General features: G+C 65.0%; 23 protein-coding genes and 1 pseudogene. 11 read left to right on the forward strand and 13 right to left on the reverse strand.

Going from position 1 to position 24,962, the window contains the following annotated elements; genetic code table 11:
• Positions 1-97 precede the first annotated feature (97 nt).
• From JJ685_RS08660 to JJ685_RS08680, 5 genes are read right to left on the reverse strand one after another with little or no spacing between them, the layout of a single operon-like run.
• Positions 98-1,897, reverse strand: a complete 1,800-nt coding sequence (locus JJ685_RS08660; protein WP_201673854.1) for a DUF3141 domain-containing protein — start codon at positions 1,895-1,897, stop codon at positions 98-100.
• A complete protein-coding gene (locus JJ685_RS08665) occupies positions 1,897-2,166 on the reverse strand; it encodes a hypothetical protein (RefSeq protein WP_201673855.1) in 270 nt (89 codons plus the stop codon). Before JJ685_RS08665 ends, JJ685_RS08660 begins: the two co-directional genes overlap by 1 nt.
• Positions 2,167-2,221: 55 nt before the next feature.
• On the reverse strand, positions 2,222-2,485 hold the full coding sequence (locus tag JJ685_RS08670; RefSeq protein WP_201673856.1) for a TrbC/VirB2 family protein: 264 nt from the start codon (positions 2,483-2,485) through the stop codon (positions 2,222-2,224).
• A 31-nt stretch (positions 2,486-2,516) separates the two neighbouring features.
• Positions 2,517-3,170: a methyltransferase family protein gene (locus JJ685_RS08675; RefSeq protein WP_201673857.1), complete on the reverse strand. Its 654-nt coding sequence runs from the start codon at positions 3,168-3,170 to the stop codon at positions 2,517-2,519.
• Complete coding sequence (locus JJ685_RS08680; RefSeq protein ID WP_201673858.1) at positions 3,167-3,433, reverse strand: DUF2933 domain-containing protein; 267 nt, start codon at positions 3,431-3,433, stop codon at positions 3,167-3,169. Before JJ685_RS08680 ends, JJ685_RS08675 begins: the two co-directional genes overlap by 4 nt.
• Before the next feature lie 302 nt (positions 3,434-3,735).
• Here JJ685_RS08680 and JJ685_RS08685 point away from each other — a divergent pair, with 302 nt between their 5' ends.
• The 5 genes from JJ685_RS08685 (at position 3,736) to JJ685_RS08705 (ending at position 8,516) form a co-directional block, all read left to right on the forward strand.
• A complete protein-coding gene (locus tag JJ685_RS08685; protein ID WP_201673859.1) occupies positions 3,736-4,134 on the forward strand; it encodes a hypothetical protein in 399 nt (132 codons plus the stop codon).
• Between the two features lie 448 nt (positions 4,135-4,582).
• Positions 4,583-6,022, forward strand: a complete 1,440-nt coding sequence (locus JJ685_RS08690; RefSeq protein WP_201674710.1) for a TolC family protein — start codon at positions 4,583-4,585, stop codon at positions 6,020-6,022.
• A gap of 29 nt (positions 6,023-6,051) precedes the next feature.
• Complete coding sequence (locus JJ685_RS08695; RefSeq protein WP_201673860.1) at positions 6,052-7,452, forward strand: multicopper oxidase family protein; 1,401 nt, start codon at positions 6,052-6,054, stop codon at positions 7,450-7,452.
• Between the two features lie 35 nt (positions 7,453-7,487).
• On the forward strand, positions 7,488-7,979 hold the full coding sequence (locus JJ685_RS08700; protein ID WP_201674711.1) for a cupredoxin domain-containing protein: 492 nt from the start codon (positions 7,488-7,490) through the stop codon (positions 7,977-7,979).
• Between the two features lie 189 nt (positions 7,980-8,168).
• Positions 8,169-8,516, forward strand: a complete 348-nt coding sequence (locus JJ685_RS08705; RefSeq protein WP_201673861.1) for a copper-binding protein — start codon at positions 8,169-8,171, stop codon at positions 8,514-8,516.
• A 53-nt stretch (positions 8,517-8,569) separates the two neighbouring features.
• On the opposite strand, the gene JJ685_RS08710 is transcribed toward JJ685_RS08705, so the two are convergent.
• Both JJ685_RS08710 and JJ685_RS08715 read right to left on the reverse strand, forming a co-directional pair.
• Complete coding sequence (locus tag JJ685_RS08710; RefSeq protein ID WP_236598851.1) at positions 8,570-10,057, reverse strand: heavy metal sensor histidine kinase; 1,488 nt, start codon at positions 10,055-10,057, stop codon at positions 8,570-8,572.
• Entirely contained in the window at positions 10,057-10,731 is a 675-nt protein-coding gene (locus tag JJ685_RS08715) for a heavy metal response regulator transcription factor (RefSeq protein ID WP_201673862.1), read from the reverse strand. The genes JJ685_RS08710 and JJ685_RS08715 overlap by 1 nt, the downstream gene beginning before the upstream one ends.
• A 207-nt stretch (positions 10,732-10,938) precedes the next feature.
• On the opposite strand from JJ685_RS08715, the gene JJ685_RS08720 reads away from it, so the two are divergent.
• The 3 genes from JJ685_RS08720 (at position 10,939) to JJ685_RS08730 (ending at position 12,265) form a co-directional block, all read left to right on the forward strand.
• Positions 10,939-11,373 carry a hypothetical protein gene (locus tag JJ685_RS08720; protein WP_201673863.1) on the forward strand — a complete coding sequence of 145 codons (435 nt, stop codon included), beginning with the start codon at positions 10,939-10,941 and terminating at the stop codon, positions 11,371-11,373.
• A 104-nt stretch (positions 11,374-11,477) separates the two neighbouring features.
• On the forward strand, positions 11,478-11,702 hold the full coding sequence (locus JJ685_RS08725) for a hypothetical protein (protein WP_201673864.1): 225 nt from the start codon (positions 11,478-11,480) through the stop codon (positions 11,700-11,702).
• 173 nt (positions 11,703-11,875) lie between these two features.
• The gene (locus JJ685_RS08730; RefSeq protein ID WP_201673865.1) at positions 11,876-12,265 is read left to right on the forward strand and encodes a hypothetical protein; all 390 of its coding nucleotides are present in this window, start codon (positions 11,876-11,878) and stop codon (positions 12,263-12,265) included.
• 25 nt (positions 12,266-12,290) lie between these two features.
• Here JJ685_RS08730 and JJ685_RS08735 read toward each other — a convergent pair whose 3' ends face one another.
• Both JJ685_RS08735 and JJ685_RS08740 read right to left on the reverse strand, forming a co-directional pair.
• Positions 12,291-12,623, reverse strand: a complete 333-nt coding sequence (locus JJ685_RS08735; protein WP_201673866.1) for a hypothetical protein — start codon at positions 12,621-12,623, stop codon at positions 12,291-12,293.
• Positions 12,624-12,743: 120 nt separating this feature from the next.
• A complete protein-coding gene (locus tag JJ685_RS08740; protein ID WP_330901755.1) occupies positions 12,744-13,004 on the reverse strand; it encodes a heavy-metal-associated domain-containing protein in 261 nt (86 codons plus the stop codon).
• Between the two features lie 132 nt (positions 13,005-13,136).
• Here JJ685_RS08740 and JJ685_RS08745 point away from each other — a divergent pair, with 132 nt between their 5' ends.
• Positions 13,137-13,760, forward strand: coding sequence for a hypothetical protein (locus JJ685_RS08745; protein WP_201673868.1), 624 nt, complete (start codon positions 13,137-13,139; stop codon positions 13,758-13,760).
• Positions 13,761-13,911: 151 nt separating this feature from the next.
• On the opposite strand, the gene JJ685_RS08750 is transcribed toward JJ685_RS08745, so the two are convergent.
• Entirely contained in the window at positions 13,912-17,763 is a 3,852-nt protein-coding gene (locus JJ685_RS08750; protein WP_201673869.1) for a helicase-related protein, read from the reverse strand.
• Complete coding sequence (locus tag JJ685_RS08755) at positions 17,756-20,650, reverse strand: hypothetical protein (protein ID WP_201673870.1); 2,895 nt, start codon at positions 20,648-20,650, stop codon at positions 17,756-17,758. Before JJ685_RS08755 ends, JJ685_RS08750 begins: the two co-directional genes overlap by 8 nt.
• A gap of 421 nt (positions 20,651-21,071) precedes the next feature.
• On the opposite strand from JJ685_RS08755, the gene JJ685_RS08760 reads away from it, so the two are divergent.
• Together JJ685_RS08760 and JJ685_RS08765 are read left to right on the forward strand one after the other, a co-directional pair.
• Positions 21,072-21,392 carry a helix-turn-helix domain-containing protein gene (locus JJ685_RS08760; protein ID WP_201673871.1) on the forward strand — a complete coding sequence of 107 codons (321 nt, stop codon included), beginning with the start codon at positions 21,072-21,074 and terminating at the stop codon, positions 21,390-21,392.
• Between the two features lie 1,212 nt (positions 21,393-22,604).
• On the forward strand, positions 22,605-23,627 hold the full coding sequence (locus JJ685_RS08765; protein ID WP_201673872.1) for an IS110 family RNA-guided transposase: 1,023 nt from the start codon (positions 22,605-22,607) through the stop codon (positions 23,625-23,627).
• Between the two features lie 346 nt (positions 23,628-23,973).
• Here the strand turns inward: JJ685_RS08765 and JJ685_RS08770 are convergent.
• Positions 23,974-24,186, reverse strand: a pseudogene (locus tag JJ685_RS08770) (transposase domain-containing protein); the annotation flags it as partial.
• Positions 24,187-24,473: 287 nt separating this feature from the next.
• Positions 24,474-24,893 (reverse strand): BPSL0761 family protein, encoded by a 420-nt coding sequence (locus tag JJ685_RS08775; RefSeq protein ID WP_201673873.1) that lies wholly within the window; start codon positions 24,891-24,893, stop codon positions 24,474-24,476.
• Between the last annotated feature and the right edge of the window lie 69 nt (positions 24,894-24,962).

Consider the following 24,962-nt stretch of genomic DNA (forward strand, 5'->3'; position numbering starts at 1 on the left):
GGAACGTTTCCGGTTCGTTCCTGAACAGCACCAGCATGCCCGCCAGCCGCTACGCTGGCGGGCTTTTTCATTCCACGACGTTCCTCCAGCAATGCGCTCATGCAGGACTGCCGCTCAGGATCGCGCAATGCTCGGAAAATTCGCAGCACCCGGTTGCGCCCGCGCCGAGGTGGCGCGCGCTGCAGGTGGCGCACTTACTGGCTACATTGGGTGGGTTGGGTTTCGGCACACCGGAAACCGACGCTCCGAACAGCCAAAGAAACCAGGCTTCCGCCGCCAGGTCGCGCCACTGCCGCCAAGCCTGGATGCCGTCGTGCACTGCGTCCGACGCAATGCGTTCCAGTCGGTACCACGTGTTGGTATCGCGCTGCGCCGGCTGCGCTGCGGCAGCCCGCGCGCCCTCCTTGAGCCGAGGCAGGACTGCCATGGCGGCGACTTTGCGTGGTGACCAGCATTGCCGGCTCACGCGCATGGGGTGCCAGTGCGCAAGGAGGTCGGCGCTCTCCCGCGATGCCACCAGCCGGAGCCACGGCGACAAGAAGGCTCCGTACAGCGCGTCCAGCGCCTCCGACAGTTCGTGGGCGGCTGCGAACCCGGGGGGTTGTGGGTCGAAGGCGAGGTCCTCGAGCCTGCGCGGCTCGAACACCGCGCCGCCACCCGCATCGACGCGCATCTGGTAAAGCCCGGGAGGCAATGACTGGATCTCGCGCACGTGGCGCAGGATGGCGCGATGCTGGTGCAGGGCAATGTCGGCCGAGACAAAGATGCCCAGGTGACCGATCCGCGCGTCGATGAGGTACACGATGCGCTGCCCTGCGGCGACCAGGTCCGCCGTGGAGCCGTGGATGGCGCGCAGCCAGCCGAGCGCCTGGTGCGGCGGGGTGATGTTGTCGCCCCAGGAACAGAAGATCACGAGAGGCGTGGCGAACCGCCGAAGGTCGGCGCGGCAGTGGCCGTCCACGACCACCTGGCCACGTTCCAGCTTGTTGCCGATGAAGAGATCGCGCACGATCGAAAGGATCTCCTCGCGTCCCAGGAAGTAGAAAGCGTTCCACCAGCGTTCGAACTCCAGGAAGCGGTCGTGCTCGCGTTCAGGCTGCGCCCACAGGCCGTCGTACTTCTTCCAGACCGCCTCCGGCTGGAGCAGCTCGAAGTTTTGCACCAGCCCCGCACCGTCGAAGCGCCCCGCGCCCAGGTCGGCAGCCAGGTGGGCCAGCCACGCGCCGCCGCCGAAAGCGCCGCCCAGACGCATCGGGTTCACGCCCGGCGCACCGGCCCAGTACGAGAGCGGGGAGCCATTCAGCACGGCCAGGCCCGTGCGGCGTCCGCAATGCGACAGCGCCATCATGACGGCCCAACCGCCCTGGCAGTTCCCGTAGACGATCGGCTGCTGACGGGGATGCCGGCGACACACGATGGCGATGAAGCGCGCCACGCTCTCCACGACTGCGGAGATCGTCTGGCCTTCTACCGGCAGCGGATCGAACACCACGAAGTAGACGGTATGACCCTCACGCAGGGCCATTCCCACTTCGGAGTCGCGCCGGAAGCCTCCGATACCGGGACCGTGTCCCGCGCGCGGATCCACGACGATGACGGGCGCGGCATCGGGGCGCACGAAGCGCTCGAGCCCGTCGGTGCCGCAGCGCGTGATGTGCAGCAGGCGATAGTTCGAAGGCGGCGAGAAGTCATGGGCGTCCGCCACCTCCTCGGCGTTGAAGTGGAGCAGGGGCGGCATGCCGGCCTTCTCATGCTCCTCCATGTTGTCGGAGCGCTCGCGCAGGGTGTCCATGGTGGCCGCCGTGCGCCAGAGAACGTCCCCGCAGTAGTCGATCCACTGCATGTGGAGACCTGCCGCTACGGGTCGCGCGGACGTCGTCGTTGGTTCCTTCTTCATCAACTCTCCTCCGGGGCGTTGCTGATCAGGATCGCCTTGACGGCGTCCGTCGGTCCGGCGTCCTTCCAGTGCTGCGCTATGGAACGACGAGGTGCATCCTCGGTGCTTCCATGGCGGCAGTTGATTCGCCAATGGCGCTGCAGGACGCGCAGGCAGAAGTCGAATGAGATCGTGCTCGGATCACATCCCAGCGCCGCGGCCAGTTGCTCGCACTCGCAGTGGCCGCCGTGGGTACCGCGCTGCACTTGATAAGGATCGCGCATCATCATGGCGCCGCGTTGGCGCGCGCCGCCGCGTGGGATGGGCCGGCGCGCGGGGAATGCCTTACTGGTTCTTGTGCACCTTGCCGTGATCGTGGCCCTGGATGGGGTCGGTCTTCTTCGCCTTCGGTTGGGCCTTGCCGACCTTCTCTGCGGCCTTGCAGCCAGTCTGGGGCATGGGCATCTGCCGTTCGGCACCGTGGTCATGGCGCTTCACGCAATCCTGCCTGGTTGCCGGCGACTCGGCGGGCATATCGGCGGACTGAGCGGAAGCGACGGAAGCCATCAGGGCAAAAGTGCAGGTGGCAGCGATGCGGTGGGGTTTCATGATGACCTTTCGATGAAGAAGCTGTGAGTGCTCAGGCGGAGCGGTGCGCCTGCGACCTGCTACGTGGCAGGAACCGCGGGGTACGTTTGGCGTATTCGCGCCAGGCGTCCCCGAAATCGCGCTCCATGTCCGTTTCCTCGCGCTTCGCCAGGCGTGCGTACATCAGCGTGAGGATCGGGAACATCGCCAGTGTGACGAGCGTCGGCCATTGCAGCAGGAAGCCGAACATGATCATCACGAAGCCGACGTACTGCGGATGGCGAATCCGGGCATAGATGCCGGTGGTCGCAAGCCGATGATCGCGTTGCGCGCGGTACAGCGCATTCCAGGCGGAGCCAAGCAGCATGAATCCACCGAAGATGAAGAGGCTGCTCAATAAATGGAACGGCCCGAAATGAGGGTTGCCCCGCCAGCCGAACATCACTTCCAGCAGGTGCCCGGCGTCGTGCGAAAGGAAGTCGACGCCCGGGAAGCGCGACGTGAGCCAGCCTGACAACAGGTAGATGGTCAACGGGAAGCCGTACATCTCGGTGAACAAGGCCAGCAGGAACGCGGAGAAGGCGCCGAAGGAGCGCCAGTCGCGCGAGCTCTGCGGCTTGGCGAAGCTGAACGCGAAGATGATGAACACCAGCGAGTTCAGCGCCACGAGGCTCCAGAGGCCATACGCGGGGGGTTGTCCGCTCATGATCTGTGCTCCTTCAGGTCCGACTCCGCGCTTTCGCGACGCTGCTCATGGTCATGGGCGGCATGGCCACCGTGGCCGCTGTGGTGGAACAGGTGCATCAGCGGGCAAGCGAGGATCAGCAGATACGGCAGGATGCCGACAAGGTGCGCGCGGTGCTCGAGAATGAGGAAGAACGCCGCGATTGCGAGCATGACCACGAAGGCGATCTTTCCGCGACCATATCGGGAAGGGTGCGGCCCCTCGTGGTGATGGTCATGATCCATGGTGGATGTCCTTTCGCGAAGCCCGCTGATGAACTCAAGATAGGTTCCGGTTCGACGAGACCTGTTGACACGGCTCAAGACAGGGTGCGTCGGCGGTTCAGATGACGGAACTGTCATGTTCCGGTGAGGTTCGGGCCAGCTTTGGCGGCTGAACCTTTCAGTTCTGTAATCCTGCTGTTCGCGCTCCGAAGGCGTTCGGTTCCTACACTGCGCAAGCGGTCAAGCGTTCGCTCCGAAGCCATCGTGAGCAGGTGTTGTCCGCAGGCCCACGAAAACTGCGACCCTCTCTAGAATCCATCCGCATGTCGCGCCTTCGGCTGCTGTTCTTCTGGCTGCTCGTACTCGCGGTCCCGTTCCAGGGATTTGCCGCCACGACGAAGCTGCTGTGCGGCAGTCCTGGACTGGTCGCGCACCATCGTGCTGAGGCAGAGCGCATCGGCGGAGAACACTTCTACGCGCACCACGGCAGCGGCGAGGTGCCGCCCCACAGTCAAGTGCTTCCAGTCGCCTCTGCTTCAGCGGGCATGGACGCTCCGGGACACCAGTGCGGCCTGTGCGCCGCCTGCTGCCATGCGCTGGGCTCTTCCCCCGCCTATCAGCTCGCGTTCGCTTCCCCCACCACACAGGGGAACGCTCCAGAGGTCCTGACGCGTATTGCGGACATCGGCCTGAGGCAGCCCGACAAACCGCCTCGCAGCTGAGCCGCCTCTTCCGGCTCGTTCCCGCTCCCGGCCTTCGCCGGATCCTTCCTTGCTTTGGCGCTTGCCCGCGCCGGCGCCTGCCTTTGGCCCGAGAGAAGTCCCATGTCTCGATACTTCCAGCTGCTGCCACTGGCCGCACTTTCCCTTGCCGCCGCTGCGGCAGCGCAGTCACCGCCGGCAGCGGTGACGGGCGGCGAGCCACAACTGCCAGTTGCGCCGATGTCGTACAGCGCCCCGCTGTCGGGGTACCAGCCCTTTTCCGACGAACAAGTGCAGTCCTGGAGGGATGCGAACGACATGGTCGGCCGCATTGGTGGATGGCGTGAGTACGCGCGGGAGAGCCAGCAGTCGGGCGGCGCTGCGCCGGCAAGCGTGGCTCCCGCCTCTGCGCCTGCGGCTCCCACAGGCCACGACGGCCATGCGAATCATTGAGAACCGCACGATGAGCATGCGAAGAGATCTCCGTCTCGGAGCCGTCGCCGCGGCGCTGCTCGCGCTGGCGGGCTGCGCGACAGTGAATATCGACCAGGCAGTCGCTGACACGGACCAGGCGCTGCCCGGATTCACCGAGGGCAACCTGGAACTCCGTCGCACGCCGCAGCAACTCGAGGCGAGAGAGCAGCTTGCCTCCGAGCTCCTGGCTCGCCCCCTCGCCATGGACGATGCCGTGCGACTCGCGCTCGCCAACAGTCCGACCGTGCAGGCGCTGATCGCGCAAGGCTGGAACGACATGGCGCTCGCCGATCAGGCGGGCCGCATCGCCAATCCGGTCTTCACCTTCGAGCGCATGCGCCTGGGCGAGGAGCTAGAGATCGCCCGCCTCCTGTCCATCGGCCTGCTGGACTTGATCACCCTGCCGCAGCGGCAGGCGATTGCACGCAGCCAGATCGAGCAAGGCCGGGTGCAGCTGGCCACGCGCATCGTGGAGCACGTGAACGCGGTGCGCCTGGCATGGGTACATGCCGTGACCTCCCAGCAGTCGCTGGGGTACGCGCAGCAGGTGTACCAGGCTGCCGAAGCCAGCGCGGAGCTTGCGCGCCGCATGCACCAGGTAGGCAACTTCACCCGGCTGCAGCGCGCACGACAACAGGCCTTCTATGCGGATGCGGCCGCCCAGCTGACGTCGGCCACGCACGCGCGCACCGCGGCGCGCGAGGAGCTGGTGCGGCAGCTCGGACTCAACACCACGCAGGCGGAGCAGCTGAAGCTGCCGGAGCGCCTTCCGGACCTGCCGAAGGAACCCCGCCAGCCTGCCGAAATGGTCCTCATGGCCTTCCAGCAGCGTCTCGACGTGCAGCTCGCACGGCTTCAACTCCAGGTCGCGGGCAAGGCGCAGGGTCTCAATCTCCTGAACAGCGTCGTGGACGTGGAGCTCGGCGTGCGTCACGATACCTTGTTCGACAATGCGCCCGACCAGCCTCACTTGGGCGCGGACCGCGAAAACCGCAACGGGTTCGAGCTGAGTGTCCGCATCCCGCTTTTCGACTGGGGCGGTGCCCAACGTGCAGCGATGAACGCCCAGTCGCTCGCGGCCGCGAACCGCTACGACGCGGTGATCCGCACTGCTTCGTCGCAGCTGCGCGAGAGCTATTCCGCGTATCGCAGCGCATACGACCTGGCAAGGCACTACCGGGACGAGATCGTCCCTCTGCGCCAAGCCATCTCGGAGGAAAGCCAACTTCGCTACAACGGGATGCTGATCGGCGTATTCGAGCTGCTGGCCGACACGCGCGACCAGATTGCCACCGTCACTGCCTCCATCAACGCCTTGCAGCAGTTCTGGCTGGCTGATGCTGGCCTGGCTTCCACGCTCGTGGGCAAGCCGGTGGCCAGCGGGAGCACGCGTGTGTCCACGAGTTCTGGTAGCGGCGGCGACGCAGGGCATTGAGCCCCGGCCCCGCCAACGTACGAGATTCCATGACAAGCAGACGCAACTTCCTGACGGGCGCCGGTGCGATCGCTGGTGCCGCCACTGCCGCGGCGGTGAGCAAGGTGGCCATGGCCGCGCTTCCAGACGCGGTCACGCAGGCCAAGCCGGACACCATGCCGCCGGTCGTTCCGAACACCGGCCGTCCCTACAGCCCCGTGGTGACCCTCAACGGCTGGACGCTGCCTTGGCGCATGAACGAGGGCGTCAAGGAATTCCACCTGGTCGCCGAGCCGGTCGTGCGCGAGCTCGCGCCCGGCGTGAAGGCCCACCTGTGGGGCTACAACGGGCAGTCGCCGGGACCCACCATCGAAGTGGTCGAAGGCGACCGCATGCGCATCTTCGTCACCAACCGGCTGCCCGAGCACACCAGCATCCACTGGCACGGGCAGCGCCTGCCCAATGGCATGGATGGGGTTGGCGGCTTGACGCAGAAGCACATTCCCGCCGGCAAGACCTTCGTCTACGAGTTTACCGCGCGCCGGCCAGGGACCTTCATGTACCACCCGCACGGCGACGAGATGGTGCAGCTGGCCATGGGGATGATGGGTTTTTGGGTCACGCACCCCAGGGGCGCGCACCCGCTGATCGACCGGGTGGATCGCGATTTCGTGCTCCTGCTCAATGCCTACGACATCGAGCCGGGGGCCTACACGCCCAAGGTGAGCACGATGCTGGACTTCAACCTGTTCACGTTCAACAGCCGGATCTTCCCCGGCATCGATTCGATGAACGTGCGCCAGAACGACAAGGTGCGCATCCGCATCGGCAACCTGAGCATGACCAACCACCCGATGCACCTGCACGGGCATGAATTCGTGATCACGGGAACCGACGGTGGGCCCACCCCGAAAAGCACCCGTTGGGCGGAGGTCACCACCGACGTCGGCGTCGGCCAGATGCGGCAGATCGAGTTCGTGGCGGACCAAGAAGGCGACTGGGCCTTCCACTGTCACAAGAGCCATCACACGATGAACGCGATGGGCCACGACGTGCCGACCATGATCGGCGTGGATCACCGGGGAGTGGCCAGAAAGATTACCAGCCTCATCCCCGACTACATGGTGATGGGCGAGCGGGGCATGGCCGATATGGGCGAAATGGAGATGCCCATCCCGCACAACACGGCGCGGATGATGGGCGGGGAGGGCCCCTTCGGCAACATGGAAATGGGCGGCATGTTCACCACCGTGAAGGTGCGGCGCGACCAGAAGCCGGGCGATTACAGCGACGCAGGCTGGTACCACCACCCCGCGGGCACCGTGGCCTATGAATTCACCGGCACGTTGCCGAGCGCCCCCCGCGCCGACGTGCCCGCGCGCCCCGCACCGGGCAGCAAGGATGTCGAAGTGCAGATTCGCAAGCCCTCGGGCAGGCACTTGGGCCATTGATTCACTACTACCGTCAATCACAAAGGGACTCGCACATGAGGTTCATTCACGCCCTGTTCGCCGCCGCGGTGGCCGGCCTTTCGTTCGGTGCCGCCGCGCATGGCGAAGCGGAGCACCCGAACAAGGAAGACGCACCGGTCCGCAAGGAGCAAAAGGATTGGGGCATTGCCGGCGAAGCGAGAGATGCGAGGCGCACGATCGAACTCACTATGAGTGACAACATGCGCTTCACACCCGATCACATCGAGGTGAGACAGGGCGAGACCGTGAGGCTGGTGGCCAGGAACGCGGGAAAGGTGATGCACGAGCTGGTGCTCGGAACCCGGAAGGAACTGGACGAGCACGCCGCAATGATGGCCAAGTTCCCGAGCATGGAGCACGACGAGCCGTACATGGCGCATGTCGGCCCCGGCAAGTCGCGGGAACTGGTTTGGACGTTCAACCGTGCCGGGGAATTCGACTTCGCCTGCCTGATCCCCGGCCACTACCAGGCCGGCATGGTTGGCAGGGTGGTCGTAGCCCGGTGAGCCCCCAACCGGCGGCCCCTGGGCTTCCGCGCAATTCCAACAATCTTGTAATCGGAGGGTCAGCGTCTGTTGGGGCGCCGACCCGTAAATTGGAGACATGCGTGCAGCCGTGCATGCCCGCCCGCGAGCGCGTGACCTCTGGAACTCAGCGCCCGGCCAGGGCTCGATCCAATATCCGAGGAGTAAGTGATGAAGCTGAAAGAGAAGGCGGTGGTGGCCGCGGGCGTGCTGGTGCTGGGACTGACCGGCAGTGCGATCGCTGTGGGAGAGCCGCAGCAGCTAGTGGCCGCACCTGCCGCCACTGCTGTCTCGGCCACCCTGACCGCCGGCGAAGTGCGGAAGGTGGACGTGGAGCAGGGCAAAGTGACGATCAAGCACGAGGCCATCACCAATTTGGACATGCCGCCAATGACAATGGTCTTCCGGGCCGTGAAGCCGGAACTACTCAAGGACCTGAAACCGGGTGACAAGGTGCGCTTTCATGCCGAATCGGTCGGTGGTGCCCTTGTCGTGACACAGATCGAAGCGGCCAAGTAAGCAAGCCGTTGACCCTGCGAGGAGGCCCTTGACGCCGAGCGCCAAGGGCCTCTTCATTTGGTGGCGAAACTCGAAGCCGCTGGCGGAGATTTGCGAGGCGCCTTGATGGCGGTTCGATCCTCGAACGCCGCCGCGCCGTGCGCCTGTTCAGGAAAGAACAGAGTGAAAACCGTGGTCCCCGTGGCGGGATCGCTTGCTGCCGTGACCTCGCCGCTGTGCGCTTCCATGATGGACCGCACGATGGCAAGCCCGAGCCCGGTACCGCCGCTCAGGCGCGTTCGGGAAGCATCCACGCGGTAGAAGCGGTCGAAAATCCGGTCCAGGTGCTCGGCGGCGATCGCCTCGCCGGTGTTTGCCACGTGCAGACGCGATCCGTCTGCGTCTTTGGCGATGTCCACCCGGACAGTCGAGTTCGGCCGCGCGTGCCGGGTCGCATTGGACATCAGGTTCGTGATCGCGCGCTGGACGAGCAGCCGTTCAGCGTCGACTTGCGCGTTGCCCTGCAGCACCACCCTGACTCCCTTCTCTTCCGCGACGACAGACAAATAGTCCATCACCCGGCCTGCCTCCTCGTGCAGGTCGACGGGTTCGAGCTTCAGCGCCGCGGGGCCGTGTTCGGCCTGCGCGATGAACAGCATGTCGGCGATGAGGCGGGAGAGCCTCTCGAGCTCCTCGATGTCCCCTTCCAGCACGTCGCGCAGCTGTGCTTCCGTGCGCCGCTGCGACAGGGCCACCTGGCCGCGGCCCATGACGGTCGCGATGGGCGTACGCAGTTCATGCGCCAAGTCGGCGGAGAACTCTTGAAGGCGACGGTAGCCGCGATCGATGCGCTCCAGCATGGCGTTGAACTCGCGCGCCAGCTCTGCGAGTTCCGCGGGAAGGTCTGCTTCGGAAACGCGCTGGTCGAGCGACTTTTCGCCAATTGCGGCAGCCAGCCGCCGAAAACGCAGCAACGGTGCCAGGGCCATTCGGGCGATCAACCAGGCGCCCAGCGCCACAACTGCGAGCAGAACCGGCACGGCGAGCATGCTGGCCCGCACGAACCCACTCAGAAGCTTGACGTCCTCGTGCCGGTCGATGGACAGGTAGTACCGCACAGGCGTGCCGTCGCTCAGTTCAAGCGTGGCCTTCATCGCCTCCACCCGCGTACCGCGGCCGGGGCGAGCGTGCCCCGCGATGGCTGTCGACGGGGCGCCGCCGGCAACCGGGGCGGCTTCGGCGGCAGGACCGGAGTAGTTCGCGATCAAGGTGCCCGTGCGCGCGTCCTCCAGAGCCAGATAGAGGTCGTCGTGGCCGATCAGAACGTCGGTAAATCGGTGCCGACTGGACTGCAGCCCCTGGATGGAGCTGGCCTCCGTCAGCAGATGCTCAACGAGTTCGCGCCTTCCGTTCATTTCGGCGGCCGCTCGCGCATCGAGCTGCCGTGACAGCGACCAGTAGCCGACCGCCAAGCCTACCACGATGAGTACCATGCCGAAGAGGGTGGTGGCGAGTGCAATGCGCACCGCCATCGAGAACCGCGGCAGTGCCGGGGTGGCCATCAGGTCCGCCGCTCCAGGACGTATCCCACTCCCCGGACGGTGTGGATCAGTTTCTCGTCGAAGGGGTCGTCGATCTTCGCCCGCAGGCGGCGCACCGCAACCTCCACCACGTTGGTGTCCGAATCGAAGTGGATGTCCCACACGAGGGACGCGATCTGTGTTCGCGACAGGACCTGGCCGGCCTTCTGTGCGAGCAGAGAGAGCAGGGCGAATTCCTTCGCCGACAGATCGATGCGGCGCCCCGCGCGCGTGGCGCGGTGGCGCACCGGGTCGATCTCGAGGTCCGCGACGCGCACCACTGGGTCCGCCGGAATCGCCTGGTTGCGCTTCAGCAGCGTGCGAACGCGCGCCAGCAGTTCGGGAAACTGAAAAGGCTTGACCAGGTAATCGTCGGCCCCCAGGTCGAAGCCCCGGACCTTGTCGTCCACGCGATCGCGTGCAGTGAGCATCAGGACGGGAACCTGCCGGGACGTTCGCAGCGCCGAGAGGACGGCGAAGCCGTCGATCCCCGGCAACATCACGTCCAGGACCACGAGATCGTGGTCACCGTTCGCCGCGAGGTGCAAGCCGTCGGTGCCGTTGCCCGCCACCTCCACGGCGTAGCCACTCTCCGCCAGGCCCTGGCGCAGGTATTCGGCGGCCCTGGGCTCGTCTTCTACGACAAGAATCTTCACGCATGCTCCTCGAGACTCCGGCCGCCATTGCCATTGCGACCGTAGCCGTGCCGATGTTAGCTCGACGCACTGCGGCTACGAGTGAGCCTAGTCCCAGCGCGCTCAAGAAATGCTACGGATGACCAATTTGTAATCCGGTGGTCACCCCGCAGGTGCGTTCCGCGTCCTAAGTTGAAACAACGACACGCATATCACGGGGAGGTCGTCATGGCACGCCAGATCACGCGTCGCGGATCGCCGATTGAACTTTCGATAGGCATGCTAAAGGCCACGGTGATGTCCGCGGCCGCCGCCGCACTCCTTTCCGGATGTTCCACCCTGTTCGAGGGCAAGTACGACTTCCGGGACGGATGGCGCCGGGGCAAGGTGGAGCGGATCGTCAGCGGCGAAGCAGTGCAGCAACCACGCTACTGGCGCTGCACGCGCGGATTGTCCCCCGGAGAACTGGCTGGTCACCGCTATGTGATCCTGACCTATCAGGTACCGTCCCGCGGAGGCGTCCGCCGGCACTTGGTGACTCTGCCACCGGATCTCAACCTGCATCCGGGACAGCTCGTTTACGTCAATGCGTTCCTGTGCCAGGACGCCATGGCGGTCCCCGCGGGGCTCCCGCACGCCGAACCTGCCGAGGGCCGCGGCTGATCGAACTTTGTCGCCCGTGGCATGCAAATCTGTAATCCTCCGGACAAGCCCGGGAAAGCACCTAGAGCGCACATTGGAGCCATCACATGCGGAAGGAGAACATGATGAGGACCACAACGATCACCCTGCTCGCGCTCGCGTTCCTCGGCGGACCGGCGTTCGCGCAGTCGCAGCCTGCATCGCAGGCCCCTGCCGAAGCAAAGACGTATCACTACTGGCTGCACCCAAAGCTGGGAATGGTGAAGGTCGACAAGAAGACCCACGCCATGCTCGTTGGACGGCCCGCGCAGCAGCAGACGTCCACGCCTGGTACGGCCTGCTCCAGCTGACCGCGCCGGTGGCGGGCAAATCGCCCGGTGTTGCACGGCCTTCGCGCGCCGAGCTCTGACACCTGCGATTTCGCTCGCCGCCACGTTCGTGAGAAGCCAGCCGAGTAGGATGGCGATGTCGTTGCTGCTCCGCCTGCCTGCATCGGCAGTCTGTTCCCAAACGATACGCGCCAATGAAATCGGATCGAGCATCGAGGAACTTTCGCGCGCGTCGGATTCGTCGCAATCGGGGGGCGTACGTGGTCGTGAACGGGCTGGCAGCCCTGCTCATGACGGCTGCGGCAATGCTTGTACCTGCCTGGATGACGCAGTTTTATCCCGCCGTGCTCACCTGGGTTCCCGTGGCGGGATTCTGGGGCGCGGCGCTGGCCGGCCTGAGGCTCACCCCGGGGTGGCAGTTTCTGGCACTCGCGCTCAACGCTGCCTCGGTTCTTGTTGTCGGTGGGTTCGGGTTGCTGGCCGTAAGTTATCTGGATATTGCGCGCCTCGGATTGCCATTCGCCGTGCCAGCTGCCGCTCTAGCGGGCTGGAACGTGTATCGACTATCAGCTGAAAGCCCTTAGCGTCAGCACTGTCCTCGGGCCACCTTCAGACAAAGCGGGTCAGGACCCATACTGCGAGGCCGCCCAGGCAAGCCCAGCAGAGCCAGAAGAGAACCACTTCCCACCACAGCGACTCCCGCTCCTGCTGCTCCAGCCTGTATTTCAAGGTCATGCCGACGCCGTGGACGAGGGCGCCTGCAGCGAGGATGGGGACAGCCAATTCGCGCAGTACGGCCGGCGCAAGCAATGCCAACCCCGCGCCGAGCGCGATCGCACCGAGACCGGAGGCGAGCTCGGCTGCCTTGGCCGCGCTCGCCAGAGGGGCTGAGCGTACTTCAACAGTCGGCTCGGAGAGGGGATTGTGCTGTTGCTGCTCCATGACGAACCTCAGGAAAGGCATGGACTTGCGCGCAGCATGTGTTCCTTCCTCGCGCGCTCCGTTGACTGACGTCAATAAACACCGCCCCCGGGGACCGAAACGCCCCGGTCCGCACATGCCTCAGGCGGCTGGTTCCGTCACTTCCTCGGGGGTGTACCCGGCGTCACGGATGGCCGCCAGGAGCGCAGCCGGTGGCTTCGTGGCCGAGATTCGCACAAGGCGCTGAACGATGCTGACTTCGACTTGCGCGTGAGCATCGACGGCCGCAATCGCGCGCTGGACGCGTTTCGCGCACCCGCCGCAGGTCATATCGTTGATCCGGATGGCGAGCATAGCGTTCCCCGTCTGATGTGATGCGGCTAGTATTAACCTTTCCACCATGGGAAGGTCAAGGCCCGAAGTCAACGGACATGGAACCTCGTTTCCGCCGTGAGCGCTCGCCGGCACCGCGCCAACGTACGAGGTCGTCCACAGGCCTCGTCGGAGTTAAGCTGCGGACAGGAGGTTAGTCCGATGGCGCTGACAGCATCCGCTCGTAAACTCCTCTTCACGGCTCACTTGGTGTCCTCCCTGGGCTGGGTGGGCGCTCTGGCTGTGTTCCTGGCTCATGGCCTTGTCAGTCTGTGGACGGCGGACCATCGCGTCGTCCAGGCCTTGTCGATCGCCATGGCAGCCACGGCTTGGCTCGTGATCCTTCCCCTCAGCGTGGCTTCGTTCATCACAGGATCGCTTCAGGCGCTTACCACGGCCTGGGGATTGCTGCGCCACTACTGGGTAGTCTTCAAGTTGGCCTTGACCATGCTGGCCACGGGCGTGCTCCTTATGAAGCTGGGCCCGATCAGCATGCTCGGAGAGCAGGCCTTGGTCTCGAATGCGGCAGAGGTCAGCAGCGAACTACGCCTCTCGCTTGCGGTGCACGCCGCGGCAGGACTCGTTGTGCTCCTTGCCGCCACTCTGCTCGCTGTCTACAAGCCGAGGGGACTCACGCGCATCGGAGGCCGGCGCGAAGGGCGGGAGGTCGGGCCCGCGCCGACGTGGGTCAGAATCTCGAGCGGCGTGGCGCTCGCGTTCGCTGTTGCGCTGATCTTCATGGTCGCCCTGGGAAGTCACGGCCCCGGAATGCACGTCCGCCATTGAGCCGGCGGCGGGCGCGACCCAATGCGCGTCTCGCGTCTCGCGCGGGCAGAGGGCGCATGCCTCCGCCGATCCTAAGGGCGTCGCCGACTAGAGATGGCAGCAGAGGCGCCTCTTTCAGCTCCGCCGCGTCGCGAGCGACCCGATCCCGCCGTCAATCGCCATGCCCGTCAGCCAGTAGCAGGGTGTTCAATAGGTTCAACTCGTTGGAAGCCATGAAGTACCGATCGTCGAAGACAGTTTCGAACTTCAGCGGATTGGCGTTCCCGACCGATGCGGCCCACGGGTATTCGGCGTAACGCGCAACTGGCGGCATCACTGCGCTAGTGGCGCTGAGGCTCTGGGCCAGCATATCCCGCCATGTGTCAGGGTCGTCGACCACGAATGGCTCGCCCTCCAGCCGCCGGTCATGCGCCATGAACTGGATGTACCCAGTAGGCAGGGCGACCCAAGTGTTGGGCGATTTCAGGCTCTTGAGCGTATTGAACTCGTTGGCCGCGTCCTTCTTCTCCCGCTGCAGGATGCGCAGCAGGTTGGCCGCTGGCTGCCGCAGGCCCAGCGGCAAGGACCTGTCCTTGTCGATCTCATACAACTGCGCGACGACGCGTCGGGCCGTCTGCGTCACCTCCGTCGTGTGGCCCTCGAAACTGAAGGCTTCCATCTTGTCGAAGTCGCCCCATCTCTCGATGAACGCCGGGCCGGAAACGAACAGATGCTCGGCGATCGAAGTGCCCGTGGCGGCGTGTACGAACAGCGGGCGCAGCGGCCCGGAGGCCAACTCCACCAGTTCCTTGGCGTCCTCGTAGCGCACCATCGTGCGCCGGTCCTCCGCCCGTGCCATCACGGCCTGCAGCTTCGTGTGGGAAAAGAGCTCGATGACGTTGGCTTGCGCGTTCTTCACGAGGCGCACCTTCTCTTCGTCCTTCTCCCTTCGCCATACCGCATCGGCTTCCCGAATGAACTGGGTCACGTACTGCGACATGAGGCTCACGAGTTCTTCAAGGCCCACTGCGCCTACCGGAACCAGCGCCAGGTCTTGGCGCAACTGAGCATCCCCCGTGATCCGGGTGAAGATGGTCGAGCGCAGCATCACGAGCAGCGTGAGCAGGTCAATGGACTGCCGCAGCCACTGCCGTGGATCGGGGTCCTCGTCGCCTTCGAGCAGGTAGTCGTCCACCAACATTACGAGCCGCCGCGGCACGGTGTCGCCGGAAACCGGTTCTCCCTTGTCGTTCAGGTAGCCGCCGCGCCCGCGGTAGATCAACTGCGCGATCTCCATCAGCGCGGCTTCGACCTTGAATCGCGGCACGGCTGCGATGATGCAGTCCGTCTTCGGGAATGACACGCCGCGTGCGCCGGAAGAGGTCATCAGGAAGACCTTTTTCCGGTCACGCCTGGCAGGTTCAACCAGCCTCTTGCGCACGTGCCCCGGCACCGAGGAATCCAGGATGGCCACGGAGCCGGATCCGACTTCTTCCTCGGCGCTGAGCGCGCCCGCCAGCTCGCTCAGGAAGTTCTTGTCCTGGGCGAAGTAGATCACCTGCGACGAGCCGGCGCGCAGTGCCTGCAGGATCTCATCCCGCGCGCCGTCCAGGACGGCTTCTCCGGCAACACGGCGCACCGCCTGGCGGGCGGTTTCCATTTTCCCGGTGTCGCGCGCCTGCGGGGTGACCGAGGTGAGCCGCACCTTGTATTCCACGGCAAGGGAGCTGGCCGGGAAGCTGTTGGTCATCACGTGCAGGGTGGTCTTGGGGCCGCCACTACCTATGGGAAGCCGGGACACGGCAAGGTCGAATTCCCGCTGACCGTGGGACTTGGAGACGAGGACCTTGTCGGGAGTGCGAGGGCCTGCAGCCAGATAGCGTGAAAGCACGACATCGTTGGCCAGGGACGCGTCGGAGATGACCAGCGTCACCGTGAACGGACTAGGCCCCTCCTCGAAGCACCCGATGAACTCGTTGTGCAGCCAGGAGGCCACGGCGTGGACGAACGGAGCGCCGGCGCCATCGCCAGCCAGTTCATCCACCATCACCACGATGTTGGGGATGCGGCCCGCGAAGGAGCGGCGCTCCCGTACGCCGGGCGGGTCACCGGCCTTGCTGCGAAAGAGACTCGAGAGCGCGTCCATGGTGGTCTTGCCGCCGGCCTTCTCTCGAAACCCCTGCAACGCCGCCGTCATGACGACCTGGTTCACATCGGGGTTGATGGCCAGCAACTCGCGCGTCGTAGTGGACATGCAGGCCAGTACTCCGGTCATCACGCGCTCATCGACGATGTCCTCGTTCTCCGAGATGGTCTTCTTGCCGATCCGCGAGCCCGCGTGCCCCGCCTCGATCTCCTGCTCCTCCTCAGGGCTGATCATGAGAATGGGGCCATTGGGCTTCACCAGGGAGAGAACGCCGTCCACCACGACCGCGCCGTCCACCCGCTTGGGTGCAGCTCGCCCGGCCTCCACCTCGGCCTTGTGCCAGCGCGGCGCCGAAGAGATGAGCGCCGCGTTGGTGGTTACCGTGAGAATGCCGGAGGCTGCGCCCGCCTTGCGCGCCAGGCTCTGGGTTACGTCCCGGTTGATGACAACTCGCGGACTCACGTAGAGGAACAGGTAGCCCTCCGGCTTCTTTTCCAGGTGCTCGCGCACCGCCGTCGTCTTGCCGATGCCGGGGTTTCCTTCCAGGGCGATTACGTTGACCCGTCCCGGGGCGGAACGGCCCATGGCCGCCACAATGGCCGCGGCGTGGATGTCCCGCAGCGTCACCTTCCCCTCCTTGGCGCGCCCTGCGAGCAGGGGCTCCAGCGCGCTGGCTGCCGGCTGGCCGAAGAACTCGGTCAGCCCTGGAGTGGTCGGCACGAGCCGTAGCGCTGCGTCCTGGTCGTAACGGTCCGCCGGGTTGGCGAACTTGCCCATCTCCTCCCTGAACTCGAACAGGTAGTCCTCACCGGCCCGAGGGTGCTTCCCGAGAGTTCTGAGACCGTCCTTCAGACCCTTGGGCAGCCGCCGCAGCATGTTCTCCCAGACGCTCTCAATCTGGATGCGTAGGCCTTGCTCGTCACCGTCCGGAAGCTTCCGCACCTGGCGGTAGGCGTTGCCCATCTGCTCCATGAGCTGGCGACGGGGATCGCTCGGGTTGTCCTCCAGAAAGCGCGCGCAGAGGCTTTCCAGCCCATTGGGCGTGATCGCCAGCGCGCGCACGTTACACGGCTTGATCAGCGCGCCGTCGCGGCGCAGCCAGCTGGCCGTGCTGGAGGCGTAGGCGCTGCCCTGACACAGCTTGTAGAAGGGCTTGTTGCCGCTGGTGAGCGCGCCCAGGTGGTGCCGGATGTCCTCGGAGATCTCGAAGGACTCGCCGTCGACTTCGGCGGTCACACGGGCGAAGACTCCACGGCCGTCGATGAGCCGGCGATGACGTGTGAACTCCTGCAGGTGCGCGTCCTGGTCCGCGAAGTCAGCGATCGAGCGCGGCATGTCGAACGAGTACTCCTGCACCAATAGGTAGTCCTCGCGGTAGTCCCCAGAGAGCCACAGGATGAAATCCGCGTTGGCGGGCCGGCCCTTGCCGGAGAGCTGTGGGTCGAGCACGCCCCTGAGCGTGAACTCCTTGTGGAAGGCCTCGCGGTCGCGGCGCATGCGCTCTTCGGGTTCCTGGGTGTCTCCGGGCAGCACCAGCGGACACCACAACGCGCGCAGCTTCAGCCGCAGCCGAGCGGCCTTCGGCAGGGCGAGCAGGTATTCCCGCATGGCGGTGTATCCAACCCCGAAAGCCGTCAGGGCCATGTGCTCAACGGCGCTCTTCACACGAGCGCGCAGCGTCTCATCGATGATTTCCAGACGCTGGTTTAGCGCCTTGGAGAGCTCCAGCAGCTGGTGCTGCTTCCAGGGCGCTAGTTGCGGGTGGTCCCCCGGCAGGAGCCCGTACTCGTACAGGCACGCAAGCACACCGCGCTTGACGAGGACCTCGTAGGCTTGGCCCCAGAGCTCGGCCTCCTTCTGGAACAGTAGATCACTCATCGCCCACTTTCTCCTTGTGCAGCACGCGGGTGACGTTCCACAGCAGGGCCGGCAGGGACAGCAGAATGGTGCGGCCGCCGCGCCGCGAAACCACCTCGAGCTCGCCGGCGGCCGCCGTGCGCGTGGGAGTGGCCCAGTCGAACGGGTCCAGCACCGGCAGCAGCCTGTTCTTGTCCGACGGCTTCTCGCTTTCCATGAAGTGGATGGCGCGCAGCACGCTCACCAGGGAACGGCGCTTGGCATCAGCCTCGTTGGTCCCCAGGATGTTCGCGCGGGTGCTCTCCTGCAGCCCGAAGTTGGCGATGCGGTGCTCGGAATCGAAGAAGTAGGTGCAAAAGCCCGACTGCGGGCGGGACTCGTCACCCACCACGTGCAGGGTCGCGAAGGTGTAGATGGGCCGCAGGCTTCGCAGGATGTTGGCGGCACCCTCCTGGTACATCTTCTGGTGGGCGTCGTAGCGCAGCACCTCGAAGGCGCTTTCCATTGCATCGCGCGGGCGAAGGCGCGTGGCCGGAAAGACGTCGCGGCGCAGCGGGTAGATGAAAACGTCGTCGAAGCGGGTCGTGGCTTCGTCCAGGAACTCCAGGGTGGCGTGCGGCGAGTGCCGCTCCGCGGCACGGCCGCGGTGCCGGTTGCCGTAGTGGTGCGACAGCATCAGGATGTGCTGGTAGCCCGCTTTGCGCAGCTGCGCGATCTGCTCGAGGATCAGGTGCGGGATCCCGAAGTCCTTGCGGCTGTCCACCCGGCGCGAAAGCATCTGGCCGACCTTGAGCAGGGTCTGGCCGCCCTCGCTATCGGCGAGGTAGGTGCGGCTGACGAACAGGTGCCCGTCCGAAGCAGGGTAGGCCGGGTGCACATCGCAGGGGCGGGTGACGTAACTGAGGACGGCCACCTTGTCCAAGGAGCCCTCCTGCGCGAAACGCACGGGCTGGCCGCCCAGCAGCGCTGCCAGGGAGCCGCGCTTTCTCCAGTGCGCCGAATCGTCCGCGTCGTTCAGGGTCGTTATGCCCTGCAGCTTCACAGGCAGTTCGCGGGCCAGGGCTTTTTCGAGTGCCTGGCTGAGCGCGTAGATCGCCGTGTTCCCGTCCTGGGCATCCGACTCCCGGTCCTTCTGCTTGCCACTGTGCTGCAGACGCACGAGTGTCATCGTGAGCCCCGGGCGGGCCGCCTTTGCCCGCAGCGCGAGTTCGAAGAGCACCACATACAGGAGGACTCCCATGGCTGCCACGGTGGCCGCGCGCAACTGTTCGGCGAGCGCCTTCTCGTTGTCCTTCCTTTTCGTGAGGGTCAGCGGCCGCAGGCTGTATTCGAGGTCCACGCCCCGACCCGTGTCGAACAAGCCCGCATCGGGCACGGCAGGCAGCCAGGCATCGTCGCGCCACAAGTAGGGCACCAGCCGCACTGGCAGAACCGGGAGGTCCAGGCTCTTGCCGATGGTCACCTCGTGAGGCTCGCCGGTCACCGTGAGCGAGCGCTCCTGCAGGTTCGTTTCGACCCAGATCGAGGCGACGCTGGAGGGCCAGGGCTCCCTGCTCACCCGGATGCGGCTGAACCAAGCGACCGTGTCCGGGCCGCCTTCGGACTTCTTCAGGACCTCCTCCTTCTCGGAGGCGAGACCGCGCACGACGGGCCACTCGAAGATGTCCTTCTGGATCGAGATGTACAGCTTGTCCGCCGCGCGATTGGCTAGCGTCACGAACGAGGTGGACTTCCGCTTGAGCAGCTGAACCATCTCCCTGGCGATCTCCTCCATGACGTGGACGCGCGATAGCAGACTGCGGTGGATGCGGGTGATCTCGTGCAGTGGGTCATCCTTCAGCGCAGCGGCGACGGCCGCCGCCCGTGTGCGGACGTCCCCTTTCGCCTCCTCATGGATCGAGGGCGGCAACACCAAGTAGAGGAACACGAGCTCGGCGACGTGCCGCTTCACGTTTTCCACCGTGGCAGGGGAGTCGAGCAGGCGCTCCTCGAGGCCCTTCAGCCGCGCCTCGAACGCCGAGCGGCCAGTCTCGGGCTTGATCCCGTTGACGCGGAAGCGGTAGGACACTTCGCGCACGGTGGGCTGGTTTTGCTGCGGGTCGATGCGGCGCTCGAAGAGCTGCACCGAGCCTTCACACCAGACCGGCAGACACTGGTAGAACAGCGCCTTGCGCAGCTGCTCTGCGAGGTCCGTGTCGTTCGCCACGCCGTAGACGCGACCGACCTCCAGGGGCAGGGGGTCGCCTTCGTGGCCTGCGAACGCCTCGAAGGCGTCGCGCACGCTGCGCACGTAGCTCTTAAAGCCCGCTCTCGGGCTCTGGGCGGCCACGGCGTCCATGATGCGCATGCACACCTGCATGCGCACGCGCGCCATGGCTTCGTCCTCGAGGAAATCGAGGAACTGACGAATCTGCGTGCCCGGATGCTCGCTTTGCCGCCGAATCGCACCCGTGATGGCTTCGATGTCGTCGGGGTCCTCGTGATCGGACTGGAGCTGGTTCGTAACGCCGGTGAGCATCACCTGCAACCAGTCGCGCCCGTCGACGGACTCGATGCCGGACAGCACCCGGCCGATGTCATCCTCGCGCTTGGCGAGCGGCCGCCCGGTTTCGGCGAATTCGACCGGCACCATGAACGCCTTCTGCGGCGCCGGCGGCACTGAGGCGCCCACCGTCTGCGCCATGGCCTGAAGTGCCTCTCCCAGCGACTTCTCGCAAAGGGCTGCGTAGTCGAACTCCCCCAGGGCGTCCTCGAGTTCCTTTACGACGAATTCTCGAACCCCATCGACGGCCTTCGCGATGGCGGACTCGGTTCCGTCCAGCAGGCGGCCGCCCACCTTGGCGCTCGTGCCTAAGGGCGGAAGATCGGCGTCCCGTAGGAACCCGGTTTCCTTGCCAGGCGCGAACACGACCTTGAAGTCGGGATCGGCCAGCAGGCGCTTGATCACCCCGTGTGTGTTCACCCGCACGCGGTCGCCATCGAGCGAGAACAGCTTGAGCGCGGCGACGCTGGTGTCGGCGCCCGGGACCGGGCCGATGGATTTGGAAAGGAGTTCCACCAGCTTTGCGAGGTGGATGGACGGGGCACGGTCGCGCGCGGAAATGCGCGAACCACCCCGGATGCGGGATGCCGTCATGGTCAGCTCCTTTAATGGCAGGTTGGGCCACGTCACCGTGCGAACGGACCAGGTCCACGCGGCGGGTTCAGTCAATGGGTGAGGCAATGTAACCAGTCAGCTCGAGCTCGGCGAGATCCCAAGGCCTTCGGGACGCAGTTATCCACAGATTGCAACCAGATTTGGTGCCAAAATTGGCCCACTGGGAGTCACCATGGATCCTCATCGCGAACACGAATACCTGCGCGCGTGCACGACCGTTCAGGCCTGCCAATACCTTGCGGGCAAGGTGCGGCAGTGGCGCGTGGCCGAGGGAATCTCCCAGGTGGAGCTGGCGGTGCGGGCGGAGGTGCCGCTTCGAACGTACAAGCGGTTCGAGAGCCACGGCAAGGCGAATCTAGCTACCTTCGTGCAGGTGCTGCGCGCGATCGGACGCACGAAGTACCTGTTCATGCTTTTCCCTGGCCCGGCGCCGCAGAGGGTCACCTTCGACGAGCGTCTGAAGCAGCTCACTCCGACTAAGTTCAAGGCTTGATCGAACTCCGGCGTGCGCGGCAGGTTACCGGCGCGGCAACACCCCCGGACAAAAACTGGCCATGTTCTTCTCCCGGAGCAGGCCTTCCAGCATCAGAAGGCGCGGGCTTCGTCACTCGCGACGTTGCGTGCAAGGGCAGTGTACGGGCGGAAGTCCCCTGTGGCTTGCTTCAGCGCCCAAGCAGGGCCCGGCTGGCGGGAGGGCCCAACGTGGCGGACCTAGTTCACGGTCGGGCCGGATCGCGCCCATAGATTGTGGGATCAACGACTACTGGAGCGGAACCCACCCGGACCGGGTCCTGCCGCAGTGCTGGCAGGACGCAAGGTCGCGGTCGGTCCGCTCGCCACAATGCGCGCACTTGCGAGTGGTCTGACGAACTACCATCTTCGCTGCGACTCCGAACAGCAAGCCAAGAATCAGCAGCAACGTGGCAACACGGCCGTACCAAGATCCTCCGGCCATGAATCCAGAGAACACGCACGCGACAATGATGCAAGCCCACGCAGCCCCGTAGAGAATCAATCGCATACTGAAATCAATCGCATCCTGGAATCAATCGTAGGCTCTGCGCGATCGGCTCGTCCCGGAACGAAGGTGCCGAAACGGATTGGCGGTTGTGCGCAATCTCTGGCGGTCCTGAGCCACTTTTGCGTGAACTGGGAGGCACCAAAGACTTTGCGCGAAAGGCACTGTCGCCGCGAACGAATGGACCACAATTCGCTGCCAAGGTGGGTTGGCGGCATCACTGAACACTGCGAGGATGACTTCAGTCGCGCGGCTCCTGGTCCCTCCCTCCTCACGCGAGACACTCACACGGCCGCTGCTGCGGCCGTTTTCTTTGGGCCCCTGTACGCAGGGCATCGAGGACGCCAGCTTGCTCCTCTAGGTGAGGGCACGGATGCTGGCTCGATGCCTCACCCTCCTGAGGCCTCCCGCGGGCTTGCGACCGCCATAGCGGCCGTTTCTTTTGCCGGCGCACCGCCAGAAGCTTCCGCCGGAAGGGAACCCGCGGTTGCGGGAGAGGCGGCTGGATGGGACGTCCATCCCCATCGACCTTGCGGTTTGCCGCACGCTCTCCTAGATGTTCTGAGCTACAGCCGCGGCCGCATTATCAGCGTAAGCAATGGGATGGACGCCCCCACCCGATAGCGGCAGCGCGACGTGCCAGAGTGGAAGTGTCACCGACCACTCGACCCGGAAGGAGCGTCCACCATGCAGATTACGACAGTCGGCCTCGATCTGGCCAAGAACGTGTTCCAGGTTCACGGCGTGAACCGACACGGCAAGGTCGAACTGCGCAAGCAGCTGAAGCGCGACCAGGTCGCCGCATTCTTTGCCAACCTGCCGGCCTGCATGGTGGGCATGGAGGCGTGCTCGAGCGCGCACCACTGGGCGCGCAAGCTGCAAGCCATGGGACATACCGTTCGGCTGATGGCGCCGCAGTTCGTCAAGCCCTACGTGAAGAGCAACAAGAATGATGCGGCTGATGCCGAGGCAATCTGCGAAGCTGTAGCGCGACCGTCCATGCGCTTCGTGCCAATCAAGAACATCGAACAGCAGTCAGTCCTCTCGCTGCACCGGGTTCGCCAGGGCTTCGTCAAGGCCAGAACCGCGCAGGCGAACCAGATCCGCGGTCTGCTCGGTGAGTATGGGCTGATCGTGCCGCAGGGCATTGCATATATCGCCCAGCGTGTACCGGACCTCATCGAGGATGCCACGCTCGAATTGCCTGGATCGTTCCGTCTGCTGATCGACAGACTGATCGAGCACTTGAAGCTGCTGCACCGGCAGGTCGAGGAGATCGAGGTGCAGATCAAGGCCTGGCATCGCGCCAGCGATGCGAGCCGACGACTGGAGAAGGTTCCGGGTATCGGGCCGTTGACGGCGACGGCCGTGGTGGCCAGCGTCGGCGACGCAAAGAACTTCGATAACGGGCGCCAATTCGCGGCCTGGCTCGGCGTCGTCCCTCGCCAGCACTCCAGCGGCGGCAAGCCAAACCTGCTCGGCATGAGTAAACGCGGAGATGCATACCTGCGAACGATGCTGATCCACGGCGCCAGGTCGGTCATCTACCGTGCGACACAGCGGGCCGACGCCGAGAGTTGGTTGGTGAAGCTCACCACCCGCCGCAACAAGAACATTGCAGCCGTGGCGCTGGCGAACAAGACCGCAAGGACCATCTGGGCGTTGCTCGCTCACGATCGCGAGTTCAGGGCCGACTACGCACCGGCGTAGAGGCATCCACCCATCCCCCCGCCCTTCCCGCCAGCGGGAAGGGGGCCCCAACGACGGCCAGAAGACAGGAGATTCCTACCGCCGATTGCTCTGGCGATCAGCAAGTTGATGGCACGATAGGTCAGACCGTGGTTGGCACAGCCCGCGCCAGACGAGGCACCCAGAGTGCGTGTAAGCGATCGAGGCGCCAATCAGCAGAACCCATCAGGGACAGCGAGTTCGTCTCGCACCAAAAGTCCGGATGTACGGGAGCAATCTTCTCCTTCGTGCCGCAGCAAACTGAAAGCTTGGCAAACCGGGGGCGTCCATGTACGTCCGGTGATCCCGTCTTGACGCCGTCCTCCGTTCAGGGATTCGTCGTCGGGGCGGTCCAGCGATGCAGCAGGAGTTCTTCGATGCGGTTGGCCGGCCGCGTCGGTAGCCGCTCGAGCACGTCGCGCAGGTAGGCGTGTGGTTCGTGCCCATTCATCCGGGCGGAGTGGATCAGGCTCATGATCGCTGCGGCACGTTTGCCGGCACGCAGGCTGCCCGCGAATAGCCAGTTGTTGCGCCCGATGGCCACGGAGCCGATCCAAGTGCCCAAGGTCTTCGAGCGTCAGGTGCCGCCCTGCTTGATCATCCGCGAGAGGGATTGCTACAGGGGCTGTCCGATGATCAAGGCGCTTACTGCTTGATCTTCCGAAAACCAGCTCATGGCCATGTTGGTGAGCCGGCCGCTACGAAGGGCTTCTAGGTCGCGACGCTGGTTGGCGCGCTTGAATGCCCACAGGCTGTCTGCAGGTTCTCGCTGCTCCTGGTGAGTACGCCGCTCCCGCTGCTGACGGCGCTTGAAGTTTCGAACTTTCATCAACGGGGCCGGAGATGCATAGGCTGTCCAGTGACATCCCTCTCGAGTTTTCTGTCCGCCAGCATGATGTCCCCCATCGGTGCACCGAGTTCTAGCAGTTTCCGCCAGTGAGCGAACTGTGCCGGAAGAGGGTAGTGACGCAATGTCACAGCCACCGCCCGACGAACTTCAGCGTCGGCCAGGTGCTGGCCGGCTGACGTGAACAGGTTGTAGGCAGCCTCGATAGCATCGATCGCGGCCGATATCTCGGCGTGGCCCGTGTCGTTGAGCCGGGCAATTTGATCCAGGTCGGGAACTTCAGCCAACAGGTTCAATGCCGAATCACGCAGTTCAGATCCAGCAGGCGCATGATCCGCAATGTCCTGCAGCATTGATCTCGTCCAGCCCAGATTTCGCCTGTGTTCCTCGGGTGTGGTCACTCGCAGTTCCTCCGCCCTCCATCTGTTAGTTGCTGCGGCACAGTTTCTCAGACCGTTGTTCATTGATCT

The organism is Ramlibacter monticola, assembly GCF_016722785.1.
Lineage (GTDB): Bacteria > Pseudomonadota > Gammaproteobacteria > Burkholderiales > Burkholderiaceae_C > Ramlibacter > Ramlibacter monticola.

Coding starts and splice junctions, on each gene's coding strand:
- JJ685_RS08660 (WP_201673854.1), bottom strand. CDS start 1,897: ATGAAGAAGGAACCAACGACGACGTCCGCGCGACCCGTAGCGGCAGGT.
- JJ685_RS08665 (WP_201673855.1), bottom strand. CDS start 2,166: ATGATGATGCGCGATCCTTATCAAGTGCAGCGCGGTACCCACGGCGGC.
- JJ685_RS08670 (WP_201673856.1), bottom strand. CDS start 2,485: ATGAAACCCCACCGCATCGCTGCCACCTGCACTTTTGCCCTGATGGCT.
- JJ685_RS08675 (WP_201673857.1), bottom strand. CDS start 3,170: ATGAGCGGACAACCCCCCGCGTATGGCCTCTGGAGCCTCGTGGCGCTG.
- JJ685_RS08680 (WP_201673858.1), bottom strand. CDS start 3,433: ATGGATCATGACCATCACCACGAGGGGCCGCACCCTTCCCGATATGGT.
- JJ685_RS08685 (WP_201673859.1), top strand. CDS start 3,736: ATGTCGCGCCTTCGGCTGCTGTTCTTCTGGCTGCTCGTACTCGCGGTC.
- JJ685_RS08690 (WP_201674710.1), top strand. CDS start 4,583: ATGCGAAGAGATCTCCGTCTCGGAGCCGTCGCCGCGGCGCTGCTCGCG.
- JJ685_RS08695 (WP_201673860.1), top strand. CDS start 6,052: ATGACAAGCAGACGCAACTTCCTGACGGGCGCCGGTGCGATCGCTGGT.
- JJ685_RS08700 (WP_201674711.1), top strand. CDS start 7,488: ATGAGGTTCATTCACGCCCTGTTCGCCGCCGCGGTGGCCGGCCTTTCG.
- JJ685_RS08705 (WP_201673861.1), top strand. CDS start 8,169: ATGAAGCTGAAAGAGAAGGCGGTGGTGGCCGCGGGCGTGCTGGTGCTG.
- JJ685_RS08710 (WP_236598851.1), bottom strand. CDS start 10,057: ATGGCCACCCCGGCACTGCCGCGGTTCTCGATGGCGGTGCGCATTGCA.
- JJ685_RS08720 (WP_201673863.1), top strand. CDS start 10,939: ATGGCACGCCAGATCACGCGTCGCGGATCGCCGATTGAACTTTCGATA.
- JJ685_RS08725 (WP_201673864.1), top strand. CDS start 11,478: ATGAGGACCACAACGATCACCCTGCTCGCGCTCGCGTTCCTCGGCGGA.
- JJ685_RS08730 (WP_201673865.1), top strand. CDS start 11,876: ATGAAATCGGATCGAGCATCGAGGAACTTTCGCGCGCGTCGGATTCGT.
- JJ685_RS08735 (WP_201673866.1), bottom strand. CDS start 12,623: ATGGAGCAGCAACAGCACAATCCCCTCTCCGAGCCGACTGTTGAAGTA.
- JJ685_RS08740 (WP_330901755.1), bottom strand. CDS start 13,004: ATGGTGGAAAGGTTAATACTAGCCGCATCACATCAGACGGGGAACGCT.
- JJ685_RS08745 (WP_201673868.1), top strand. CDS start 13,137: ATGGCGCTGACAGCATCCGCTCGTAAACTCCTCTTCACGGCTCACTTG.
- JJ685_RS08750 (WP_201673869.1), bottom strand. CDS start 17,763: ATGAGTGATCTACTGTTCCAGAAGGAGGCCGAGCTCTGGGGCCAAGCC.
- JJ685_RS08760 (WP_201673871.1), top strand. CDS start 21,072: ATGGATCCTCATCGCGAACACGAATACCTGCGCGCGTGCACGACCGTT.
- JJ685_RS08765 (WP_201673872.1), top strand. CDS start 22,605: ATGCAGATTACGACAGTCGGCCTCGATCTGGCCAAGAACGTGTTCCAG.